Here is a 22622-nt window from a genome sequence, read left to right as displayed (position 1 = left end):
ACATTTACGCCTAACATTGTTGGAACGCCTGTAAGTAATACGACTCAAGCATATATTATTTTAAGAAGTGGTCATGCATCAGTTCTTTGAGCGTATCTATTTCTTCTTGAATACGTTCACCAGTATTAGTGTCTCGAATCGTTTTACGTTCGAGCTCTTCGTCAACAACACGGCGTATAGAAACCTCATCTGTACCATTTTTTAAGACATTCTCTTTAGAATTAAACTGTTGATGAGCTACGAGTTGCATACCAAATGAATTATAAAGGAGCGTATAACCTGCGATGCCAGTTGTTGATTGGTAAGCCTTAGAGAAACCGCCATCAATAACGATCATTTTACCATTGGCTTTAATAGGATCTTCTCCCTTAATTTCTTTAACAGGTGTATGACCATTAATGATGTGTCCTTGCTCTGGATCAAGACCAAAGTCTTTCAACATTTTCTTGCACATGGCGACATCTTCACGTAAGTGGTAGTAAGGATTCTTCTCCTCTTTATGAGCAGCTTTGTCATTAATAAAGTAACGTTCGAAAGTAGTCATAGCACGCTTACCGAATAAAGAGGAATATTTGCCCGTCCATAGATACCACACGAGGTCAGTGGAGAGGTCATCTTGGTCATCTTTATGATCAAAAGCATTTCTGACATGAGTTTCGAAGGTATCGAGAAGGTCGCGGCCGTGATGTTCAACTCCGTCAATCTCCATTGATTCCATCTCACCATTCTCATCCACTGGAATACATCCATGTATAAGAAGATTACCGTTATAAGGTAAATATAAAGTTCCTTTTTGCATGAGGTAAGTCATATGTCGTTTGAGCTTTTCAGATTGTTGTACAGAGAGTAGTAACTTATCAATGACATCTTGCTCTTCCTCCGTTAAGCGAGTTGGATCTTGCGGGTCTATAGTTTGGAAACAAGTATGTTTCAGATCATACGTTTTCCCATAAATAGTAATCTTTTTATTCTCATAGTCTACTTTTTCCAGTACGAGTCGTTCCTCCATATCAAATGACGGACGCCGTTTAATGATAGGGGCTTCTAACTTAAATTGTATGATGGCAATAGCTTGTTGAATACGAGTAATTTGTGCCCGTTCATAATCAGAGAGATACTCGGCGTTCTTCGGTTGGAAGGGTTCATTATTTCCGTCATAATATTTTTCAGCTAAGGTGAGTAGGGGTCTAATATTTATACCATATGCATCTTCAATAATATCTAGGTTGTCATAGCGAGCACATATTCTAAGTAAGTTAGCAAGGCAGACTTTAGATCCCGCGTAGGCGCCAATCCATAGCACATCATGATTGCCCCATTGAATGTCTACTGAAGGATAGTTGATGAGTGTTTCCATAATCTTGTCTGGTTCAGGACCGCGATCATAGATATCGCCCACTACATGAAGGTGGTTCACTACGAGATGTTGTACGGTGAATGATAAACCGATAATAAGATCATCTGATTGTTCTAGGTCTATTATTTGTTCCATCAGTTTATCGTAATAGGAGGATTTATTATTATACTTATTACTTCTATAGAGTAATTCTTCCACGATGAAGACAAAGTTTTCCGGTAAGGTCTTACGTAGTTTCGTACGTGTGTACTTTGAAGAGGCAAAAGTGACAAATTTAATGAGATTATGGATCGTTTTATGATACCATTGATTAAGTTCATCTTTACGTTTAAAAGCATTTTTTATTAACTTTAGCTTTTCTTCTGGATAGTAAACGAGCGCCGCAAATTCATCTATTTCCTCAGCAGTTAGAATATCTTCAAAGATATCTTTAATTTTACGCTTCACATTCCCAGAGCCGTTACGTAGCACATGTTGAAAGGCTTGGAACTCACCGTGTAAATCACTGACGAAGTGTTCTGTGCCTTTAGGTAATTCTAATATAGATTCAAGATTTATAATTTCAGTTGCTAGTTCTTCTTTGTTATCGTATTGCTTTGCTAATAAGTTAAGGTAGCGTTGTTTAAAGCTTTTTTCCTCAGTATGAGCCATCTCTCTATAGTCACTCCTAATATAGTTATAGAACGATTTTTATTATTATTTTAACATGCGTATGAAACGCTTACATCCATAAATGATTAAATGTATAAAAATGTATATCTATTAATTATTTATGCTGAGTCTCTGTGTTTTTATTCTATTTACACTAAAATGGGAGTGGGACAGAAATCTAATTTGAATAAAAAGATTTCGTAGTCCCGCCCCGGCAAGGATGATTAGAATTGAAAAAGCTTGATACAAGCGCATTTTCAAATCAGTCATCTACTGCCAAGATGCTGAAAGAAGCTGAGACATTACATTATGTCCCAGCCTCTTTCTCTCTAGTCAAAGACCATTATGTCCCAGCCTCCTTTAAAGAGGTAAAAATGAAGTTTGACCTCACTATAATGTTACTCAAATATAATATTTATGTCTGAGGCTAGCTTTTTCTACTCGTTATATTCACTTATTGTATATAATGAGATTATTTTCACAAAGATTATAAAAGAACTTGTTCCTTTTGAAAAATGCCGTAAATGCTTTATTATCAACATTTATAAGCGATTCTACTTTTTTGAAAAGCTCAAAAAAAGACACTATTTTTTTAAAAGTATTTTAAAAATAGAGATGTTTTTGTATAATAAATGCATGTAACAAAATTCAATATTAAGGGAGAGCAGATTATGTTTCAATTAGGGACGACACTTTCACAGCAAGTAAATCCTGATTGGCAAACATATATCATGCTAGCTGTATACTTTATCATCTTGCTTGGAATTGGGTTCTACGGGTACAAGCAAGCAACAAGTAATGTTAGTGAATACATGCTTGGGGGACGAAGTATAGGTCCGTATGTTACAGCCTTATCAGCTGGAGCTGCTGACATGAGCGGTTGGATGATTATGGGCTTGCCAGGAGAAGTATACTCAACAGGATTATCAGCAGCGTGGCTAACTATTGGTTTAACACTCGGTGCATATTTGAATTATTTCATCGTGGCACCAAGATTGCGTGTGTATACTGAGAAGGCTGGAGACGCTATTACTTTACCAGACTTCTTTAGAAATCGACTCAATGATAAATCAAATGTAATTAAGATCATTTCTGGAGCTATCATCGTGATATTCTTTACACTCTATACTCATTCAGGAATGGTCTCTGGTGGAAAGTTATTTGATAGTGCATTTGGTTTAGATTACCACTTTGGATTAGTACTAGTTACCGTCATTGTTATAGCCTACACTTTCTTTGGTGGTTATTTAGCAGTGTCGCTAACTGACTTCTTTCAAGGTGTAATTATGATCATAGCGATGATAATGGTGCCGATTGTTGCTTTGCTTCAGTTAAGCGGTTTAGACACGTTTAGTCAAGCAGCAGATCTTAAACCTACAAATCTTGACATCCTTAAAGGTACATCTGTAATAGGTATAATTTCTTTCTTCGCATGGGGGCTAGGATACTTTGGCCAGCCTCACATTATTGTTAGGTTTATGTCCATTACTTCTGTACGACAACTAAAGACAGCGAGACGTTTCGGTATAGGTTGGATGGCGATTAGTTTAATTGGTGCCGTGTTTGTAGGATTAACAGGTATTGTATTCGTACATTCACGTGGAGTTGAATTGAAAGACCCAGAAACGCTCTTTATTCTTATGGGTCAAATTCTATTTCATCCACTTGTAGGTGGATTCTTACTTGCAGCAATTTTAGCTGCCATCATGAGTACTATATCCTCTCAGTTGCTCGTTACTTCTAGTTCTTTAACTGAGGATTTTTACAAATTGTTTAGAGGAGAAGAAGCAGCTAAGAAACGCCAAAAGGAATTTGTTCTCGTTGGACGTCTCTCAGTTATTCTGGTCTCAGCAGTTGCCATAGTTATCGCATGGCATCCTAATGATACTATTTTAAACTTAGTAGGTAATGCTTGGGCTGGATTCGGAGCGGCTTTTGGACCACTTGTCATCCTCTCACTTTATTGGAAAGGTTTAAGTCGTACTGGTGCAGTCAGCGGTATGTTAACAGGGGCGATTGTAGTAGTGGTGTGGATCGTCTTTATTAAACCGCTTGCACATATTAATGAATTGTTCAATCTATATGAAATCATACCTGGTTTCATTGCTAGTGCTATAGTTACAGTTCTAGTAAGTAAAGTAACTAAGAAACCAGACCACGACGTAGCTAAAGAAATAGAAGAAGTGAAGAATGAAATTCAGCAAGCCTAAGTCAGATCTTATTCTGAGTATACTGACTGAAGTATAAGGGGAAACTTTTCAGAGAAGGTTGCGCAGAATGAGAGCGTACTCTTAGCAATTGTGTGAAACGAGGTTGAGACAAAAGCGTTTAGGATTTGAGCAGGGGGCCCCAACAAAGAGAAACTGATTCATCAGTTTCACCAAGCAATGCAAGTTGGGGTAGGGCCCCAACACAGAGAAACTGGTAAACCAGTTTCAACAAGCACAGCGAGTTGGGGTGGGGCCCCAACACAGAGAAACTGGGACTACAGTTTCCACAAGTACAGCAAGTTGGAGCGGCCCTACGAAATCTTTTTATTCCAATTAGATTTCTGTCCCGCTCCCGAATCGTGAGCGTTGTTGTCGATAATCCTGCTTTTGGGACGCCGTTCATCGGTTTCCCAGAGCACAAGAGCTTTACGTCTCAACCTCTCAATCAAGCAAGCATTCCTGGTACATAGTATAAAGGGGCGTACTAGGAATGTAATAGGGAGAAATTTTATATATAGATCGTTAGAGGGCTTATTCCTAAAGGGGAGGAATGAGTCCTCTCTTTTACGTCAACAAAAGATAAATTAATAGTTTAGTAATTATTGGAGTCAAGCTGTTCAAACTGAAAAGTAATGTTATAGTAAAGGTACTATGCTACGTAAAGAGTGTTATTACTTTTTTTGAAAGGAGATAAACATGGAGCAGCTTTTATCAGTAAATGAACTATCAAAGTGTTATCCAAATTCTGAGTTTGAACTTAGGGACATCAGCTTTGAAGTGAATAAGGGAGAAGCGGTTGCATTTATAGGGAAGAATGGTTCAGGCAAATCTACCACAATAAATACTGTAGTAGGCAATACGCTTAAGGACTCTGGGGTCATTAAGTTTTTTGGCCATGAGATTCTCGAAGATGATTTTGATTATAAAAATGACGTTGGCGTGGTCTTTGATACGATGAAGTTACCTAAAAAACTTCATGTTAAGCACATTGAGCGACTCTTACAAGATATGTTTCGAAATTGGGATAGCAAAACATTTTGGTCCTACATAGAAGAATTTGAACTACCTAAAGATCAGAAAGTAGATAAATTTTCACGCGGCATGTCTATGAAACTATCAATGGCTATCGCTTTATCACATCATAGCAAATTGCTTTTACTCGATGAAGCTACAGCAGGTATTGATGCATCGGGCCGTGAGCAAATACTAGAAATATTAGAGCAGTTGAAAGAAGAGGGAATAGGCTTAATCATCTCTTCTCACATTGTGGAGGATTTAGAGTATATTGCTGATCGCTTAATATTTATGCGTCAAGGTGAAATAGTGATGTCCATACCGAAAGAAACGCTTATGAATCAATACTATATTATAGAAACAGAAGAGGATAAATATAGTTCAGTTCCGAGAGAGCTGGTTCATGCTGATAGATATCATCGTGATAAAGTTCAGGCGCTCGTTTCAGGGAAAGCTGAAATTGAAGGCATTAACTTTGAACCTATCCATACTATTGATGAGGTGACTAAAATACTTATGCGGGGTGAGATCAAATGAAGACATTGCTCAAAACGCAATATATGTTAGCGAAAAAGAATTTATACATATTTATACCGGTATCTATGCTCTTATGTCTCGTCTTCAGTTTAATCAATCCTCAACCAATTATGAGTGGTTTCATGTGCTGTTATTTGTTATCAACAATTGCGCTAGATAATATAAAGAATGAAACTGGGTCGGATTGGATCAAATTTGCATTAACTATGCCAGTGAATAGAAAGATGTATGTCAAAAGTCATTTTGTTTTTTATACCATTTTAACTGCTATTGGTGGTCTCATAACGTTGATTATCACTTCAATTGTATTTCAGTCAGTTCTTTCGGGTTTAATAGCTCTGTTAATAGGGCTCGGTCTTACTGTGCAATTGACTGTTATGTATCCGCTCAATTACAAATATGGCAGTGAAAATTCAAATGCAATACAACTTCTTGCTCTCTTTCCTTCTATCGTCATATTTGTTATTTTTATTATTATACTGAGTATCTTAGGAATTGATTCTCATGGGAATATGAATAAAGGGATATACCTTGTAGGTTGTACTCTTTACTTTGTGATAAGTTTAGGAGTGGCATTGGTCAATTACACTATTGCTTTGAAGATATTTAAATCCCTTAACTTTTAATTCAATAACATGTGCTTCAAGAAATCGGTATTTAGAACGCGTTATAATTTAGGCTCCTGTTAAATAGAGCCGATGAGTGAAATTATGGGCTGGGACGTAATGTTCAAAAAAATAGCACTCAGGTGATTTTATTCAATTCATCTGAGTGCTTCTTTTTAATCCATACCTACGCTTTCTTAGATTTCTGTTGGTCAACCTCAATAGAGCAGTGGGAATAAAGTATTAATGTCGTTGATTAATTTTAGGGATTATAAAGAACAATATTATGATTATACTACTTATTTCTTTTAGTTTCTCTGTATATCAATGTCCAAATAATAAAATGGCTTATAGCTAAGGTAAGTATTATAAAATCATGATTATCTAAAAAAGTTATAATAAAAAAACTTAACATTGAAATAAAAATTACTTGTGTTAATAAAGAATCTTTCAAAACTTTTACCTCGCTTTAATAAAATTATGAGATTAAAATACGGAGGATTAATTTGATTTTAACAAAGAAGTTAACTTTTGTAATTGTGATTGGAGTTGGTTTTTCTTTAATCTCTAGTAGTATTTGAGTTATAAATTAGAGATGCTATGCCTATCCCTGCAACTATAGCTACTAATAAATAGACTGAAAAATTATCAGGATGAGCTCATTGTTTATCATCACTGTTGCAGTCATCTAAACTTTTTCTTTTTAGCTCTGACACAACATCATAGATATCCCTAATTATCATATTTTCAGCAGGCATTGGCTCAATCAACGGATATTGAATGAATGTCATGAGAAGCGAAAAGGGAGCGGGACAGAAATCTAATTTGAATAAAAAGATTTCGTAGTCCCGTCCCGGCAAAGATGACTAGAATTGAAAAAAGCTTGATACAAGCGCGTTTTCAAATCAGCCATCTACTGCCGAGATGTTGAAGAGGCTGGGATTTATGTTCCAGTTTCTCTATGTTGGGGCCCCACCCCAACTTGCAGTGCTTGTAGAAACTGTAGTCCCAGTTTCTCTGTGTTGGGGCCCCCTGCTCAAATCCTAAACGCTTTTGTCATGACCTCACATATCTTGTATAGAAGTAGGCTCGTGTTAACTATTTCTCTTGCGTTTTATAACACGATAGATTACGTAAATTACTGCTATAAATAAGATGACATACATAATATATGAGTACGTATGTAAGCCACTCATAAGTGTATCCCAACTATTACTTAATAAGCGACCTAAATAGATAAGGGCGAAGTTCCAAATCGTTGTTCCTACGAGAGATAAGATGGTAAATTTAACCACATTCATTCGGTTTATACCCGCCGGAATCGTGATGAGCACGCGTAAGACCGGTATGAAACGACAAACGAACACTGCTATTTCGCCGTATCTCTTGAACCAATCATTCGCTCGCGCCACATCTTTCCCTTTGAGTTTGATCCACTTTCCATACTTATCAACGAATAGATAAAGACGTTCTTCCGAAACGAGACGACTAATGTAGTAAAGCACCAATAAACCTATGAATGAAGCGACAGTAGATATAGTAAATAGAACAGGTATTGAAAGTGTTGATTTGACAGACAACAAACCAGCAAACGTTAAAATGATTTCTGACGGGATAAAAGGTAAGATGTTCTCCAGTAATACGAGTAGAGCTATAGCAAAGTAACCCCACTTACTTATAAATTCGGTAATAACTTGTTCCATAGTCGCGCTCCTTTAATTCAACCAACTTAATGAATCAATTGTTGATATTTTAACATAGTCTCAGATCACCTTACCTTAATTTAAGTGTTAGGGCGTCTCATTGTCCTAGGTCTAGAGTTGTAAATTAGGCACTTCAACATGCAATAAGTTACATAAAAGGTTAAAATATATTAAAAAACTTATAAAAATGAGCTTGTAGGCGCTTTCATATTGTGGTAATATCAATAAAACTAAAATAAAATACTAGGCGCTGATACAATTATAGGGGGATTTTCAAATATCGATGTTCTATATCTCATAATTAATGCGCATACATAGGAAAGTAGGGACTATCATGAAACAACGTAAATCTAATGTTCGATGGTTGTTTGCCATCGTCTTTTTTGTGATTGGAATTATTGCATATATGGATCGGTCTAATATCTCGGTAATCGCTCCTTATATGATGAAAGATTTGAGTTTAGATAAAGGCCAATTTGGTTTGCTCGCTTCATTCTTTGCAGCAGGTTATGCTTTGATGCAAGTGCCTTCTGGTTTCTTAGCTGAAAAGTTTGGTCCTCGTAAGATGTTGACGATAGCGTTAGTTTGGTGGAGTGCATTTACTATCTTAACAGGCGTCGTTAAGAACCATGGTTTAGTGTACACGGTTCGTTTCCTGTTTGGAGTTGGTGAAGCGCCTATGTATCCTTCAAACGCGGTATTCAACTCATATTGGTTCGCTAAAGACGAAAAAGGGAGAGCGTCAAGTATGCTTCTAGCCGGCTCATACTTTGGTCCAGTTATCGCTCCAGTTATTACAATTTCAATCGTACAACTCTTCGGCTGGCACGCAGTATTCTATATCTTTGGAGCTGTAGGAATCTTACTTGCGTTATTATGGGCTATTATTGCAAAAGACCTACCAGAACAACATAGAATGGTTAACGAAGCTGAGAAGCAGTATATCATGACGAATCGTGATATCGTAGCTACAGAAAAATCAAGCGCGCCATGGTCTGCATTCTTCAAATACTTCAGTTTCTACGCAATTGCAGGTCAATACTTTGTAGTTCAATTTATTATAGCGCTATTTCTCATCTGGTTACCGACGTACTTTACTGAGCAATACCATATCACACTGAAGGATTCTGCTTGGCTTTCAAGTCCACCGTGGTTAGTGATGTTCTTCTTGATTTTAACTGGTGGAACGGTTTCAGATGCCTTGCTTAAAATGGGTAAATCACGTTTCGTAGCTCGTGCTCTAATCGCTATTGTAGGCTTTATAACTTTTGCTGTGGCTTTATTCCTAGCGATAAGAACAGACAACTTATATGCTAATGTGGCTTGGATTTCAATCAGTCTAGGTGGTATCGGCGTTACCATGGGGATGAGCTGGGCTGCAGCTACAGATTTAGGTCGTAATTTCGCTGGTTCGGTTTCAGGCTGGATGAATTTATGGGGGAATATCGGTGCAATGCTAAGTCCTTTCCTAGCGGGGAAACTAGCTGACGTTATCGGCTGGACTAACACATTACAATTTATGATTATCCCTGTAGTGTTCGCAATCGGTTTATGGTTCTTCGTAAAGCCAGATCGCCCGTTATTGGTGGGCAATAAAGAAGTCAGAAAGCTTAAGTAATATTTCATATATAGAAATTAGGAGTAAGATGGAGATCTAATTGGTTTCTATCCTACTCCTTTTCTTATTAAAAGAGTACTATGAGTGTTAAAACTTTGATAGTTTATAAAGTGATTAGCGCACTAATCGTTGTATAATGACTAACAAGGGCTAAACGCTTAGAATGATTAAAGGAGGTAACATATTCATGTATCAACACGGGACATTAGGTGCTTTAATCGCTGGGCAACTTCAAGGCACAACAACTATCTCTGACGTGTTAACGCATGGAGATTTTGGCATTGGTACCTTAGAAGGTTCAGATGGGGAAGTGATATTTATAGATAATCAAGCTTATCACGCCTCATCAGATGGAGCGTTTCAGAAATTATCTGGTGAAGAGTTAACTCCCTTCGCTACAATTACTCAATTTGAAACTCAGCAATGCTTTAACGTTCAATCTATGATGGATGGAGAAGCCGTGTTTAATAAGGCGAGAGAAATTGCTATGAGTGAAAATTTATTTTTCGCTATTAAAATAACGGGGCACTTCAAAAATATTCGAGTGCGCATGATCCCTAAACAAACACCACCTTACAAACGCTTAAGTGAAGTTGCACAACATCAACCGGAATATACACGCGAAGATATAAACGGAACTATTGTAGGGTTTTATTCGCCACAATTATTTCACGGCATAGCTTCTGGAGGATTTCATGTTCATTTCATTAGTGACAGCCAGGACTTCGGAGGCCACGTGCTAGACTTTGAAGTTGAAAGTGGGGAAGTAGAAATAAAAAATGAAGATACGCTTGAACAGCATTTACCAATCGATAATGAGCGCTTCTTAGCAGCTAACATAGATTATTCTAATATTGCTCAAGAAATATCGGATACAGAATAGCGATCTGCTCACTCATAAATTTCAACGTCATATGATGAGGTTGGGACTACAGCGTTTGGGATGTGAGCAGAACCGGGACATGAAGGGAGCGTTTCTGCCGACAATCCTGCTTTTGGGACGCCGTTAATCGATTCTACCAGAGCGCAGAAACGTTATGTCTTAACCTTTTTTATTTTGGGTGTCTATGTTTAATCTATTTATAAATCATTTTACTCTTATGTACTCATAAGTAAGTGAAAAATGTTAGTATAATAAAGTATTTTCTTTGAATGATGTTATAAATGAGCGATTTGTAAGTTATTAAATAGGAGATGTATAGATTTGTTAACCTTTCTTAAATCTTTAACGACATTTGATAAAATGAAAATAGATAAAGCTAAGGGTGTTAGGCAAGCGTTCTTAATGTTTATTCCATTTATCCTCGGATATTTAACCCATCATCTCTCTATTGGTTTGCTTATTTCTATTGGTACTTTGACACATACGTATGCTATTGGTGGAACTGCGAGATCGAGGTTGCGGATTATAGTGTATTCTACATTTGGGCTATCTATTGCGATGATGTTAGGAACTTTAACGATACAACAACCGATTATCTTTGGGGCGCTCTTATTAGTCTTTACAGTTATACCATACTTCGTATTTAGTTCTATGCATGTGGTGGGACCATCATCTACATTCTTTATTGTGGCGTTTAGTTTGTCTATCAATTTACCTATTGCACCGGAAGAGGCACTGTTAAGAGGTGCATGTGTCTTCGTTGGAGGTATGTTTGCTACGTTAGTCATCATCATATCTAACTTGTTTACTAGAGAGAGTGCGGAAGTAAAAGCAGTAAAGAACGACTTCAATATGTTAAAGCAGCTCGTTTATAATTTCGACGATCGCCAAGCTTTCCGTAATGCTTCTAAGACAGCAGTACAAACATTTAGTAATGGTGATAAACAACTTCTTACGAGCTCAGGTACAAAGACGAGGGAAGCGCCAGAGTTTCAACGGTTACTCTTACTTCACACCGCAGCATTAGGAATCTACTCTGAACTATTAGAATTAAGTGAGCGCAACTTAAGACCATTGCCTCAAGATATTAAAGAAATGGTCGACTATATTATTAAACGTGTGTATTCAAATCAACATACTCATCGGCCATGGAAGAAACAACTTAACGTTGATGAACGGTATAATAATCTCGTAGCAAATATTTTTAAAGTTGACGAGATTCTCAATTTAGACCATCAGCATGTTAAACGCGAAGTAGATGTGAGAATTCCTATCTATGGTAGACGTATCACGCAACACTTTACATTAGATTCCTACCTTTTTAGAAATGCACTAAGATATTTAGTTATCGTCGGCATCGCTATAACGCTTGCACTCATGTTCAACTTTGAGAAAGCATACTGGATACCGTTAAGTGCGCACACTGTATTACTCGGATCTAACACTATTAATAGTCTTGAACGCGCAGGAAGTCGGACGATAGGGACGATTGTAGGGGTTCTAGTACTATCATTAATACTGCTCCTCCATCCGCCTTTATATGTAGCGATGATTCTCTTGTCTATAGCTGCTGGCTTTACTGAAACTTTTGTAGGAGCTAACTATTCATTTGCAGTGATATTTATTACTATTCAAGTTATCTTACTAAATGGTATAGCATCTCAACATTTAAATATCGCTATTGCTTTACCACGTGTAATTGATGTCATTGTAGGGGTAGCCATTGCAATTATTGGTTTGCTCATCTTGGGGCGAAAGACTGCTTCAACGATGTTGCCATATGTGATTGCCGACGCTATTCGCAGTGAAGCAATCATGTTCCATTATCTATTTTCAAGAAATCAAAGTGATTCGCTAGCTGAAGATAAACATCGCATGTTACGTATGACTGTTAAGTTAAACAATCTATCTCAAGTCTATACAGGAGCTAATGGTGAAATAAACAAGAATAAAGGTAAGATTCAAGAGTATTATCCTACAATATATGGTTTAGAAGAACTCAGCTTCATGCTCAATCGTGCCTTAAACAATGATAAGCGGAAACGCATAGGTGAAGATATTCTGGGTGATTACTTAGTCGTATTTGAAAACCTTGCTAAATACTTTGAAAGTAATGGAAGAATAACTAAGATCAAGCTACCGGAGTTGCCACAATACTCATATATAACTTCAGCATTAACTCAAATCCAGAAGAATTGTATTAATGCTGAAGAGACTAAAAGTAATCGTAAAGGAGAAATAGTGTGAGATAGAGATCTAGTTGAATGGCTCTCTCAAGATCGTCTAAAGTAGACTTTATAGGTACCAGAGTTAGCTTTTTGACCTTCGTTTAATCTCCTTGGTCATTCGCTCAGTGAAGTTGAGACATAAATCCCAGAAAAAATAGCACTCAGATGATTTAATTCATTTCATCTGAGTGTTTCTTCTTGGGAGCGGGACAGAAATCTAATTTGAACAAAAAGATTTCGTAGTCCCGCCCCGGCAACTCGCAGTGCTTGTAGAAACTGATATACCAGTTTCTTTTTGTTGGGGCCCCCTCCTCAAATCCTAAACGCTCTTGTCTCGACCTCCTCATAGTAGTCACGAGTGAACAACTGTAATTTGATCAATCCTCACTTTTATAAGAGAGTAGAATAGCCCAAAGATGATTAACGACCTCAACATCATCTTTGGGCTATTTAAATTTAAGTTCATTATTTATGATCTTTCTTTCTCTTCAGCATTTTCTTCCTCTTTTTCTCTTTCACGTTCCCGTTGTTTCAATAATTTATAGCGTTGTTTCTGTCGATAACCGTACGTGCTTTCTAATATAAGTTCCGCATTATTGAGCCCAGCTCCGATAGCAGCAGCAACAGTGGAGATGGAGCTTGCGAACCAAGCTAAATTGATGTAAGTCACTATCGTAGCTGAGCCTCCAAGCCCCATTGATTGTCCTAAGTAACCTGAAGGTAGAACGACAAGTGTTGCTAATAAGAAGAAGACGAAAAGTAGGACGTAATAGAAAGCAAGTGCAACCGTCAATGTCGTCACTGTTGTAAAGTTATATAGCCGTGTAATACGATGGTCTTTGCTATGTTTGATAGGTTCCCATAGACTATGCGCTATAATAATCCATAACATCATACCGAGTATCGACACTATCATCATTACGAGCAACCTCAACTCAGAATAAAGGTAACTTAAATTCCACATCGTTGTAAAAATGATTCCTGAAGCCCCAGTAGTAAAAGCGACTGCAAGGACATTGCTAATGCTGCTAACCATATTTAACGGGTTATTGGCGAAGGTCATTCCACTGAGTAGACGAATCATACCTTTTGCGCGAGAGCTTACGAAATAACGTGTATGTTTGGAATTCGTATTCTCTAGATAATCAGTATGAGGTTCTAAGTTAGAGAGTGGAAATTGTTGTGTTAAACGCTCCTTACTAGATTGGTTCTGATCTTGATCCTCTGTTTGATTCGTCCTGTGCTGATTAGGTTGGTATTTATTTATTTCTTCAATAACACCGATGATCGAACGGCGAAGACGCTTTTTAACTGGTCGCCAACCATATGCGGGAACGGATATAAGACTCGCGCCATTATCATGGTTTACGTCGATAGCTATGACTTTATTATTAGTGAATAACGGAAGATCTGTTAAACCTATAGTATATTCCCATTCATAAGATTGTTGATAATTGGAGATATTTTTAAAGATCTCAGTAACATTCTCAGCAGAGCCTGTGAGAGGATCAGCAATGACTTCAATTTCCCATTCAACTTCACGTGAGACGTGTTGCGCTAAGTGGTCAGGTAATTCATCTTGCAGATGTACGGCAACATTTTTTGAAACACCAGGGGCAGCAACTAAGCCTACTTTAATAGTTTTAGCCATTGTTTGATCCCTCCTCTCTGTGTGATTGTTTCTTACCATTATAGTCTAGCTGTTCGTTATAAGTGCGACCCTTTGATTCTTCTTCTTTCTCATCTTCTAACTGTTCATATCGATAATATTGACGATAGGAATAGGTCACACGTTTAATTTTCTCTGCGCTTTCAACTGTAGAACCCAACGCGCCTGCTAATATAGCAATACACGTCATAAACCAAATTAAGTTAAAGTAATCCACAACTGATGGTAAACGATGTTGTAAAGACGTCATATGCGTGTACAGATGTGGGGGTACGAACAGCATTGTACTCAGAGTGAGTAATAAGAATAAGGCGATAAAGTTAAATAAAGTGATCGAAGCCAAAGTGGTAACAGTCGTTAGATTATAGACGTATCTGTATATTCGCTGAGTTGATGGCGTAGGGAACTCCCATAATTTGTACGAATAAATAAGCCATCCTGTCATTCCAAAAATGGATAGCAACATAAATAATATAAAGCGCCAGTAGTCATAGTAAAGTGTCATATCCCATGGTGTGGAGAAAATAGTAATGTAGGCACCAGTGGCAAACGATACAGAAATAATCTTTTTAAAGTCGAAGATAGCTGACCACGGCTCATTGGCGAAAGTCATACCACTGATTAAGTGAAACCACCCACCTACGATAGATTTCAGTATGAGGCGTTTATTTTGAGAATTATTACCCTCACTAGGCTGCACTTCGATAATGCGGGAAAATCGAAAATGCTTTCTAGTAATCAGGTGCTCCTCTTCTCCAGGTTTAAACATATAATGTACTAAGTAAGTAATAAAATGACGCAGTTTAGTTTTGACATTCAACATGCCTAAAGCTGGCAGGGATAGCAAAGCTACTCGCTTATCACTGTTGATATCCGAAAGCACCACTTTATTGTCTGAAATACTTGGGAGGTCAGTTATGCAAATAGCCAGATCCCACTCTTTTTGTGTTTTCATATTTGCAGCAATATCTATCGTCTTATCCATATGTTCAGCTGTTCCTACCATGGAAGCGATATGTGTATCGATGTGCCACTCTATCTCATCATCGATAATTCGCGAGAATTCAGCAGGTAATTGTTGCTGAACTTTTTTAACCATCTTACTTGGCATGTCTGGTGATGGGATGATGCCGACTGTCAATCGTTTCACCTCCAAGAACCTCCTTTCCTGTCACAGAATCGCGTTGTATTTTATTCCCTTTACAAATAAAAGTAAATCACTTTTTAAAAGAAAAATTATAAATGAGATTAACAAGTTTACGGCGTTTATCTCAAATTGTAAAAGGTTATACATAAATAGAAAATGATCGAGGAGGTAGATGTATGCCTTGGACTATGAATGATTACCCACAAAGTTGGAAAAATATGGATGAACTCGAACGAAAAAAAGCCATCGATATCGGTAATGCTATGCTTAAAGATGGTTATAAAGAAGGGGATGCCATACCTATTGCGACAGAACAAGCTGAATCGTGGTATAGAGATGCTAGTGATAAAGAATTAAAAGAACTGAAAAATAAACATATAACTGAGCATCAAGAAGATGATAACGCTCACCCTGAAAACAATGAACGCGATGTCCATGTGTATTATGAAGATGAAAAGTGGAAAGTTAAAACCGATCAAGCGAAGCAAGCCTCTGATACATTTGAGAAAAAAGAAGACGCGATGAAGCGTGCCCGAAATATTGTCGATAATCGTGGTACTGAGATTATTGAGCATAATAAGAACGAATCTTAAAATAGTTTAGACCCTGAGAAATAGGTAAACGAATGATAGCACAGCGTAGTGCAGTTTAATATGAGCGAGACGAGCAATTTATTAACTTCTTTCGGCTCAGTCTCGCTCAATTTTTTTGGAAAAATAAACTAAAAAACGAAGAAAAGCCTTGCACGTTACCTAACGTCACATAATATAGTGAAAGCAAGGAAGGTGATCACATGACAAATTATTACTCAACGGGCGAACTTGCAAAGGCATGTCAGGTAACCGTGAGAACGATTCAATTCTACTATAGAAGAGGTCTATTGTATCCTGCGATTAATGACGATGGGATAAATAGAAAATATGATGAAAATGATAAGCTGAAGTTAGAACTTATTTTACTACTTAAAGGTTGGGGCTTAACATTAAAGGAAATTAAAGATTTATTACAAACCGACACGTCTATAGAACGTTTGAATTTAATACTCGGTCAAAGAATATATGAAGTCGAACATAATATAGTTGAAGAGAAGAAATTACTAGAACGTATTAAACACATCAGAAAATATTTAAAGCTAGATGAATCTGAAGAAAGTCTCGTGGGCATCAGAGATTTAGAAAGGGTTTTCTATCAACGAAAAGAAATGAAACACGTATACCGAGCGCTTTATAAAAAACTGATACCTGTAGCTATAATAGAAGTGATGGCAATAGCACTTTCAATATCGTTAAAGAAAACATTTCCTTTTCTTATCGCTTTACCTTATCTGTGTGTGAGCGCTTATCAAATTACTCGATTTATGTACCTAAAAACGCAATATTTTTGTCTAGAGTGTCATGCTCAATTCAAACCATCGATAAGAGAGTACATTAAAGCGCGTCATACACATCAATTTAGAAAGTTACACTGTTCTCAATGTGAGCGATACGGGGACTGTTTGGAGGTAGCGGAGAAGGATATATCTGTACCATCAAACCAATAAACTGCGTCACTACATATGAGCTTCTTAACGTCTTTATAAAAGGATATGTTTATTCTACTAAAGTTAAGCTTAGGAGGCTTTTTAGTATATTTAAAACTTAAGTATTTCCTGGGAAATGATTGTTGAATATGTAGTCATACAAGTGAGCACATAAGGTAAAAGACATTCATATGGACAGAATAACCGAAAGTAGAAATGCAATTAGTGTAGAAATCAGTGGAGTTAAGGGCCAAAGCTTTACATTTCTATCTTAAAAAAGTTTATGACTCATTAAACTTAATATGTAAAATATTAGTGTTTGCAAAATGTTCAATCCTTTATGACTTTTTTGTGAAAATGATCACATATATATTTAAAATTTTTAATACAAATAGTACGATATACAGTGTAAAGGATAACTGGACTTAGAAAGGAATAAGTAAGATAGTCTTGAAGATTATAATGAAGTTAAAGACTAAATAGACACTTTATATAATGAGCTATCGATTCTTAATTTCTGAATAAGAACACAGTTATGAAATTTACATTTCATACCACTTATCCCTCGGTATGATGTTAGGTGATGCAGTAGTGTTAACTACATACAGTTGGCGCTTACGTAACAAATGAATTAGATGTGTAGCTAATACGATAGCGTCACCCGTCTAACGTCACGTTGGTCCCGACGTCATGTTAGACTAGTCCCTAATTCTATTAGCCCCTAGTAGAAGATTCATGATTTAGTTAAACGCCCTTTAAAATGATGAGCTAGAGTGAGTATAGAGTTGAAGTCCTCGCTACCACTCTAGATAAATACCGGCGAAGCTCAATGCTTGCCGGTATTTATTATGCGTAACAATTATACATAAGATTTAAAGTTTTTCTTGATTTCATTATATGAATAAACGAGATTATACATACGCATGCGCATGCTATCTTCAGTACTAGCAGGAATACGTAGATAGCTACTTTCACTTATAAATCTCCTAAACTCACGTTCTTGATATTTTCTTTCGGATAAATTCATTTCTAGCCATTCACTCTCACTATAAAGCTCTTCAAACGTGAAATCGAAACTAGTCTTATCTTTTCTCTTTCTCAAAGAGTGGATACGGTCTTCAAAGCACATTTATATATCATCCCTTTTCATTCATATTCTACGTTCATATGGTTATTGGTAATTATTATTGTAGCAGAATGCACTGTGAGAAGCATATCAATAGAGTACAAGCAGTGATGTCGAGTGGGCAAAGAACTGTAAATACAATAGTTGAGTTAAATAGTGAAGAGATAGGTCAAGTTTATTGCAGTTCTCTCTAAAATAAATGGTTAAATAAACTAATATAAGTAATATTATTAAATATAACAATTTGTACATGATATAATTTAATGTAAGAGCATAATATATCTAATAATTAAACAAAGGGGTATGATTATGGGTTATATTCAGGAATTATTTAATGAGGATGAAGTATCTCAAGCCTTTGAAGTAGTTAAACAATTACGTACACATTTAACTAAAGATGAGTACTTAGATTTAGTTACTGAATCAATTAGAGACGATGGTTATCGCATGTTCGGTATGTTTGAGAGTACTGAAATAGTGGGTATTGTAGCTTTTCAAGCGCAAACTACTTTACATCATGGTCGTTCCTTGTGGGTGACTGATCTAGTCGTAGATGAAGCGTGGCGTTCTAAAGATATAGGCGCCCGTTTGTTATCATATTTAGAAAACTGGGCTGATGAACAAGGTTATAGTAATATGATGTTGAGTTCGAGTATTGACAAGAGTGATGCACAGCAATTTTTTGAAGGTAAAATGAACTATAGTAAAGTAAGCTATGTTTTTAAAAAATCATTAAAATAAAACTTTTAAAAAGGTGAGACGATGTTAAATTTACAAAATAAAGTGGCCGTCATAACAGGGGCAAGCAGCGGAATTGGTAAGGCTATAGCTTATGAGCTGGCACAACAACAAGTGCTAGTCGTATTAGCAGGGCGGGATCAATCTCGTTTGAGTAACGTTGCAGAAACTATAAAATCCGAATTAAATGGTCGAGTATTGACTGTAGTGACAGATGTTACGAAGCGTGAAGCGGTTGAACAACTTATCGATCAAGCTAAAGCGGAATTTGGACAAGTAGATATTCTCGTGAACAGTGCAGGTCAGATGTTGTCATCAGCTATAACTGAAGGTGATGTAGCAGCTTGGGAAACGATGTTAGATGTTAATGTGAAAGGATCCCTATACGGAATCAATGCTGTTCTTCCCGATTTCAAATCGCGTGGCGCAGGACATATCATCAATATTGCTTCTATCTCAGGATTCGAAGTAACGAAGACCAGTACGATGTATAGTGCAACGAAAGCAGCGCTCCATTCAATTACAGCGGGACTTGAGAAAGAACTTGCTCGCACAGGTGTAAGAGTGACAAGTATTTCACCGGGCATGGTAGACACGCCGCTTGGTAGTGCGGATTGGGGAGAACGTAAGAAGTTAGAACCTAAAGATATCGCAGAAGCAGTAGTTTATGCGCTGCAACAACCCGCTCACGTTAATGTTAATGAAATTACTGTGCGACCTGTATAAATTCAGAGCAATTGAGTAAGCTTCTGGACTGCTCTTCTAACTCGTAATTTGCTTCTGAGAGTAAGGCTGAGAAATCAAAGCGATTTCTGTCTTACTCTATTTTTATCTTTACAACTTTAACAAGTTATAGAGATGAGATGTTGTATAATATAATAGATTCAATCATCGTAGTGTAGCTTGAAGGAGAGTGAACATGTGAAGGTAATCTTGATAGGTGAATCCAATCGTTATACTCAAGTAGTGACAGCAATCTTACAACGAGGATTATCACCGAGATCAATAGTGCAACATTTAACACCTCGTGATGTCAATGTGTTTGATAAGCATAGTATTGAAGGACTAATAAGTCGTAAGGATATTGTCATCTATGCTGAAGCGCAGTCCACTTTACCTAAGGGTTTAAAGCAAGGGCGTTCTAATTTAATGCACGGACTAGCGATTCAACTATTGCAGCAATGTGCACGATGCGTGTATGTTATCAGAGGAATGCGTGCTCAAAGCTATTTCAAATATCTTAAATTGCTAAGACTTCCATTTACCCCATTATTGTTATCTCAAAGCTTATTGGAAAGTTCTTCGACAGCGCATTCAGTCCAAGAGTTTGATAGTATGAACCATTCTTATATTACAGCATACCTTCAATATTACGCGCAGTATTTACAGTACATCACGTTAGGACTAGTGCGTGTGAAGTTAGATTCTGAGCAATATGACATCACCTTACTTAAGCTTGCTTCATTGATCAAAATGACTATCAACGATATGAGTAATAAAGCAGTCCGGTTATCTATCGTAGATGGCTGTTTAGTGAAAAAAGGGGTAGAATCAGCGGGACATTTTATATTTAAAGTGACAGAGGACAGTGACAATAAAGTAACGCTTCTTACAGCACTAGTTAATTTTAAACCGCAATTACCATGGTGGGTTTACCGGCTGACTCAGGCGCCATTACACGCGATGGTTATGTACGGGTTTCAATTCTATTTGCGCAAGAAACAAGCAAAAAGTAGGTAAATGACAAGGGTAGTAAATAGTATAGTTAAAACATAGTTTGAGGTAGTTAATAGGTGAGCTCTGCGCAAGGCATTTGATTAATAACATATGATAATGAGGAGGGCAGTTGAGCTTTCAGATTGAAGAGGCTGGGACATAAATCCCAGCCTCTTCAACATCTCGGCAGTAGATGGCTGATCTGAAAACGCGCTTGTATCAAGCTTTTTTCAATTCTAACCATCCTTGCCGGGGCGGGACTACGAAATCTTTTTTTATTCAAATTAGATTTCTGTCCCGCTCCCGAATAATTATTCTATTCTTGGTTTTATTCCTAGATAACTCAATTGTCTTTATTTATTTCATATGAAGCGGTCCTCCAGGTCCGAGCGGTATCCCTAATAGATACCAGATAATGATAAAGATAGGCCAAACGATACTGAGTATAATCGTATATGGCATTAAGCTTGATAATAATGAGCCTAGCTTCATATTCTCATCGTAACGTTGAGCGTATTGTAAGAGTAAAGGTAAGTAGGGCATCATAGGTGTGATTGGATTACTAATTGAATCCCCGATGCGGTACAGCATTTGTGTTAATGCTGGGTGGAACCCAAGTAACATTAACATAGGAATAAATATAGGAGCGAGCAACCCCCATTTAGCAGAAGCGCTACCTACGAGCATATTTATGATCGCACTAATAAAGATAACTCCGATAATGATAACTACACCATTTTGCCCATTTAAAGCCTCTGCACCTTTAACAGCTATGACCACGCCTAAATTACTCCATTTCAAGAAGGCGAGTACTTGAGCAGCAAAGAATACAATAACGATAAATGAACCCATAGATGACATGGAATCAGCGAACATCTTACCTAGGTCTTTTGAATCTTTAAACTCTTTCATCATAAAGCCATAGATGAGTCCTGGCACTAAGAAGAGAATAAGTATAATTAATCCTATCCCATTAAATAAAGGCGCGTCATCTATTAAGCTTCCTGTCTTAGCGTTACGTAAGAAACTATGCTGAGGAAGGGCGCACAGTACGATAGCGACTAATACGGCAATCATACTTAGATTCGCCCAGAACAGTGCTCGACTTTCTTGCTTGGTTAAGCTTTGAGTTGAACTATCAACTTTGATCTGTGCGTCATCAGCGTCATATTTGCCAAGGCGTGGTATAACAAATTTCATTGTTACCCAGTACACCCCTGGGAGTAGAATGATGACACTTGCTGCAATAAAGTACCAGTTCATGGCAACGTTAATCTTTGTGCTCTCAGAGACGATTCGTGTGGCTGGCTCGGTGAAAGCATAGCTCATCGCATCAGACATTCCGAGCATTAGGTTTGCGGCGAAACCACCTAGGGATGACGCGTAAGCCATCGCTAATCCAGCTATAGGGTGATAGCCTAATTTAATAAAGACCATTGCTGTCAACGGTGGTAGTACGATGGGCGCTGCATCACCTGCAGCATTGCCTAATATACCTATGATAATAATACAAGGCACGATCAATTTCCTCGGTGCTTTATGCACGACTTGAATTAACAATTTATCGAAATAGCCTGATTTTTCAGCGATCCCAACACCTAACATGACAGCTAACACTATACCGAGCGCAGGAAATTCTGAGAAATTTTTAATCGCATCATTGAGTATCATTCGAAAGCCATCGACGCCTATAATACTCTTAACTTCTACCGCCTTACCTGTTCCAGGGTGTTTTACTGAAACATTGAAAAGAGATATTATCCACGTAATGATCGCAACTGCAACACAAATAAGAAAAAATAAAATGCTAGGGTCTGGTAGGCGATTTCCTACATGTTCAACCCCGTTGAGAAATTTATTAAATAATGTTGGTTTCTTTTTTCTTTCATCAATCATATCTT

19 protein-coding genes are annotated in these 22622 nt (G+C 37.3%); 13 read left to right on the top strand and 6 right to left on the bottom strand.

The genetic code is table 11. The features are described 5' to 3' along the window. Nucleotides 1–55: 55 nt before the first annotated feature. Complete coding sequence (locus N9R04_RS01275) at nt 56–2008, bottom strand: fructose-1,6-bisphosphatase (protein WP_262853825.1); 1953 nt, start codon at nt 2006–2008, stop codon at nt 56–58. A 230-nt stretch (nt 2009–2238) separates the two neighbouring features. Between N9R04_RS01275 and N9R04_RS01270 the strand changes: the two genes are divergently transcribed. The 5 genes from N9R04_RS01270 to N9R04_RS01250 all read left to right on the top strand — a co-directional run bounded on the left by N9R04_RS01270 (nt 2239) and on the right by N9R04_RS01250 (nt 6395). Then, nucleotides 2239–2433: a hypothetical protein gene (locus N9R04_RS01270; RefSeq protein WP_262853823.1), complete on the top strand. Its 195-nt coding sequence runs from the start codon at nt 2239–2241 to the stop codon at nt 2431–2433. A gap of 246 nt (nt 2434–2679) precedes the next feature. Further along, complete coding sequence (gene putP, locus N9R04_RS01265) at nt 2680–4218, top strand: sodium/proline symporter PutP (RefSeq protein WP_262853817.1); 1539 nt, start codon at nt 2680–2682, stop codon at nt 4216–4218. Between the two features lie 177 nt (nt 4219–4395). Next, a complete protein-coding gene (locus N9R04_RS01260; RefSeq protein WP_262853813.1) occupies nt 4396–4581 on the top strand; it encodes a hypothetical protein in 186 nt (61 codons plus the stop codon). A 333-nt stretch (nt 4582–4914) separates the two neighbouring features. Further along, the gene (locus tag N9R04_RS01255) at nt 4915–5769 is read left to right on the top strand and encodes an ATP-binding cassette domain-containing protein (protein WP_262853811.1); all 855 of its coding nucleotides are present in this window, start codon (nt 4915–4917) and stop codon (nt 5767–5769) included. After that, entirely contained in the window at nt 5766–6395 is a 630-nt protein-coding gene (locus N9R04_RS01250) for an ABC-2 transporter permease (RefSeq protein ID WP_262853808.1), read from the top strand. The genes N9R04_RS01255 and N9R04_RS01250 overlap by 4 nt, the downstream gene beginning before the upstream one ends. Nucleotides 6396–7468: 1073 nt before the next feature. Here the strand turns inward: N9R04_RS01250 and uptA are convergent. Then, nucleotides 7469–8077, bottom strand: coding sequence for an undecaprenyl phosphate transporter UptA (gene uptA, locus N9R04_RS01245; RefSeq protein ID WP_262853804.1), 609 nt, complete (start codon nt 8075–8077; stop codon nt 7469–7471). Between the two features lie 334 nt (nt 8078–8411). Here uptA and N9R04_RS01240 point away from each other — a divergent pair, with 334 nt between their 5' ends. The 3 genes from N9R04_RS01240 (at nt 8412) to N9R04_RS01230 (ending at nt 12825) form a co-directional block, all read left to right on the top strand. Beyond that, a complete protein-coding gene (locus N9R04_RS01240) occupies nt 8412–9695 on the top strand; it encodes a pyruvate MFS transporter (RefSeq protein ID WP_262853800.1) in 1284 nt (427 codons plus the stop codon). Between the two features lie 187 nt (nt 9696–9882). Then, nucleotides 9883–10578: an acetolactate decarboxylase gene (gene budA, locus N9R04_RS01235; RefSeq protein ID WP_262853794.1), complete on the top strand. Its 696-nt coding sequence runs from the start codon at nt 9883–9885 to the stop codon at nt 10576–10578. A gap of 360 nt (nt 10579–10938) precedes the next feature. Beyond that, the gene (locus tag N9R04_RS01230; RefSeq protein ID WP_262854347.1) at nt 10939–12825 is read left to right on the top strand and encodes an FUSC family protein; all 1887 of its coding nucleotides are present in this window, start codon (nt 10939–10941) and stop codon (nt 12823–12825) included. A gap of 450 nt (nt 12826–13275) precedes the next feature. On the opposite strand, the gene N9R04_RS01225 is transcribed toward N9R04_RS01230, so the two are convergent. Further along, nucleotides 13276–14457: a 5,10-methylene-tetrahydrofolate dehydrogenase gene (locus N9R04_RS01225; RefSeq protein ID WP_262853789.1), complete on the bottom strand. Its 1182-nt coding sequence runs from the start codon at nt 14455–14457 to the stop codon at nt 13276–13278. Further along, nucleotides 14450–15625 (bottom strand): hypothetical protein, encoded by a 1176-nt coding sequence (locus N9R04_RS01220; protein WP_262853785.1) that lies wholly within the window; start codon nt 15623–15625, stop codon nt 14450–14452. The genes N9R04_RS01225 and N9R04_RS01220 overlap by 8 nt, the downstream gene beginning before the upstream one ends. 173 nt (nt 15626–15798) lie before the next feature. On the opposite strand from N9R04_RS01220, the gene N9R04_RS01215 reads away from it, so the two are divergent. Together N9R04_RS01215 and N9R04_RS01210 are read left to right on the top strand one after the other, a co-directional pair. Continuing rightward, nucleotides 15799–16215 (top strand): DUF2188 domain-containing protein, encoded by a 417-nt coding sequence (locus N9R04_RS01215; protein ID WP_262853779.1) that lies wholly within the window; start codon nt 15799–15801, stop codon nt 16213–16215. Nucleotides 16216–16415: 200 nt separating this feature from the next. After that, the gene (locus N9R04_RS01210; RefSeq protein WP_262853776.1) at nt 16416–17162 is read left to right on the top strand and encodes a helix-turn-helix domain-containing protein; all 747 of its coding nucleotides are present in this window, start codon (nt 16416–16418) and stop codon (nt 17160–17162) included. 838 nt (nt 17163–18000) lie between these two features. Here the strand turns inward: N9R04_RS01210 and N9R04_RS01205 are convergent. Continuing rightward, a complete protein-coding gene (locus N9R04_RS01205) occupies nt 18001–18270 on the bottom strand; it encodes a DUF1413 domain-containing protein (protein WP_262853772.1) in 270 nt (89 codons plus the stop codon). 306 nt (nt 18271–18576) lie between these two features. Between N9R04_RS01205 and N9R04_RS01200 the strand changes: the two genes are divergently transcribed. The 3 genes from N9R04_RS01200 to N9R04_RS01190 all read left to right on the top strand — a co-directional run bounded on the left by N9R04_RS01200 (nt 18577) and on the right by N9R04_RS01190 (nt 20745). Continuing rightward, nucleotides 18577–19008 carry a GNAT family N-acetyltransferase gene (locus tag N9R04_RS01200; protein ID WP_262853768.1) on the top strand — a complete coding sequence of 144 codons (432 nt, stop codon included), beginning with the start codon at nt 18577–18579 and terminating at the stop codon, nt 19006–19008. A gap of 21 nt (nt 19009–19029) precedes the next feature. Next, nucleotides 19030–19731, top strand: a complete 702-nt coding sequence (locus N9R04_RS01195; RefSeq protein WP_262853763.1) for an SDR family oxidoreductase — start codon at nt 19030–19032, stop codon at nt 19729–19731. A 195-nt stretch (nt 19732–19926) separates the two neighbouring features. Continuing rightward, nucleotides 19927–20745, top strand: coding sequence for a hypothetical protein (locus N9R04_RS01190; RefSeq protein WP_262853757.1), 819 nt, complete (start codon nt 19927–19929; stop codon nt 20743–20745). A 333-nt stretch (nt 20746–21078) separates the two neighbouring features. Here N9R04_RS01190 and N9R04_RS01185 read toward each other — a convergent pair whose 3' ends face one another. Beyond that, a complete protein-coding gene (locus N9R04_RS01185; RefSeq protein WP_262853751.1) occupies nt 21079–22617 on the bottom strand; it encodes an AbgT family transporter in 1539 nt (512 codons plus the stop codon). Nucleotides 22618–22622: the final 5 nt, after the last annotated feature.

This window comes from Staphylococcus marylandisciuri (genome assembly GCF_025519785.1).
Lineage (GTDB): Bacteria > Bacillota > Bacilli > Staphylococcales > Staphylococcaceae > Staphylococcus > Staphylococcus marylandisciuri.
Note: the sequence above shows the minus strand (reverse complement) of the source record. Positions and strands in the feature narration are given on the sequence as shown.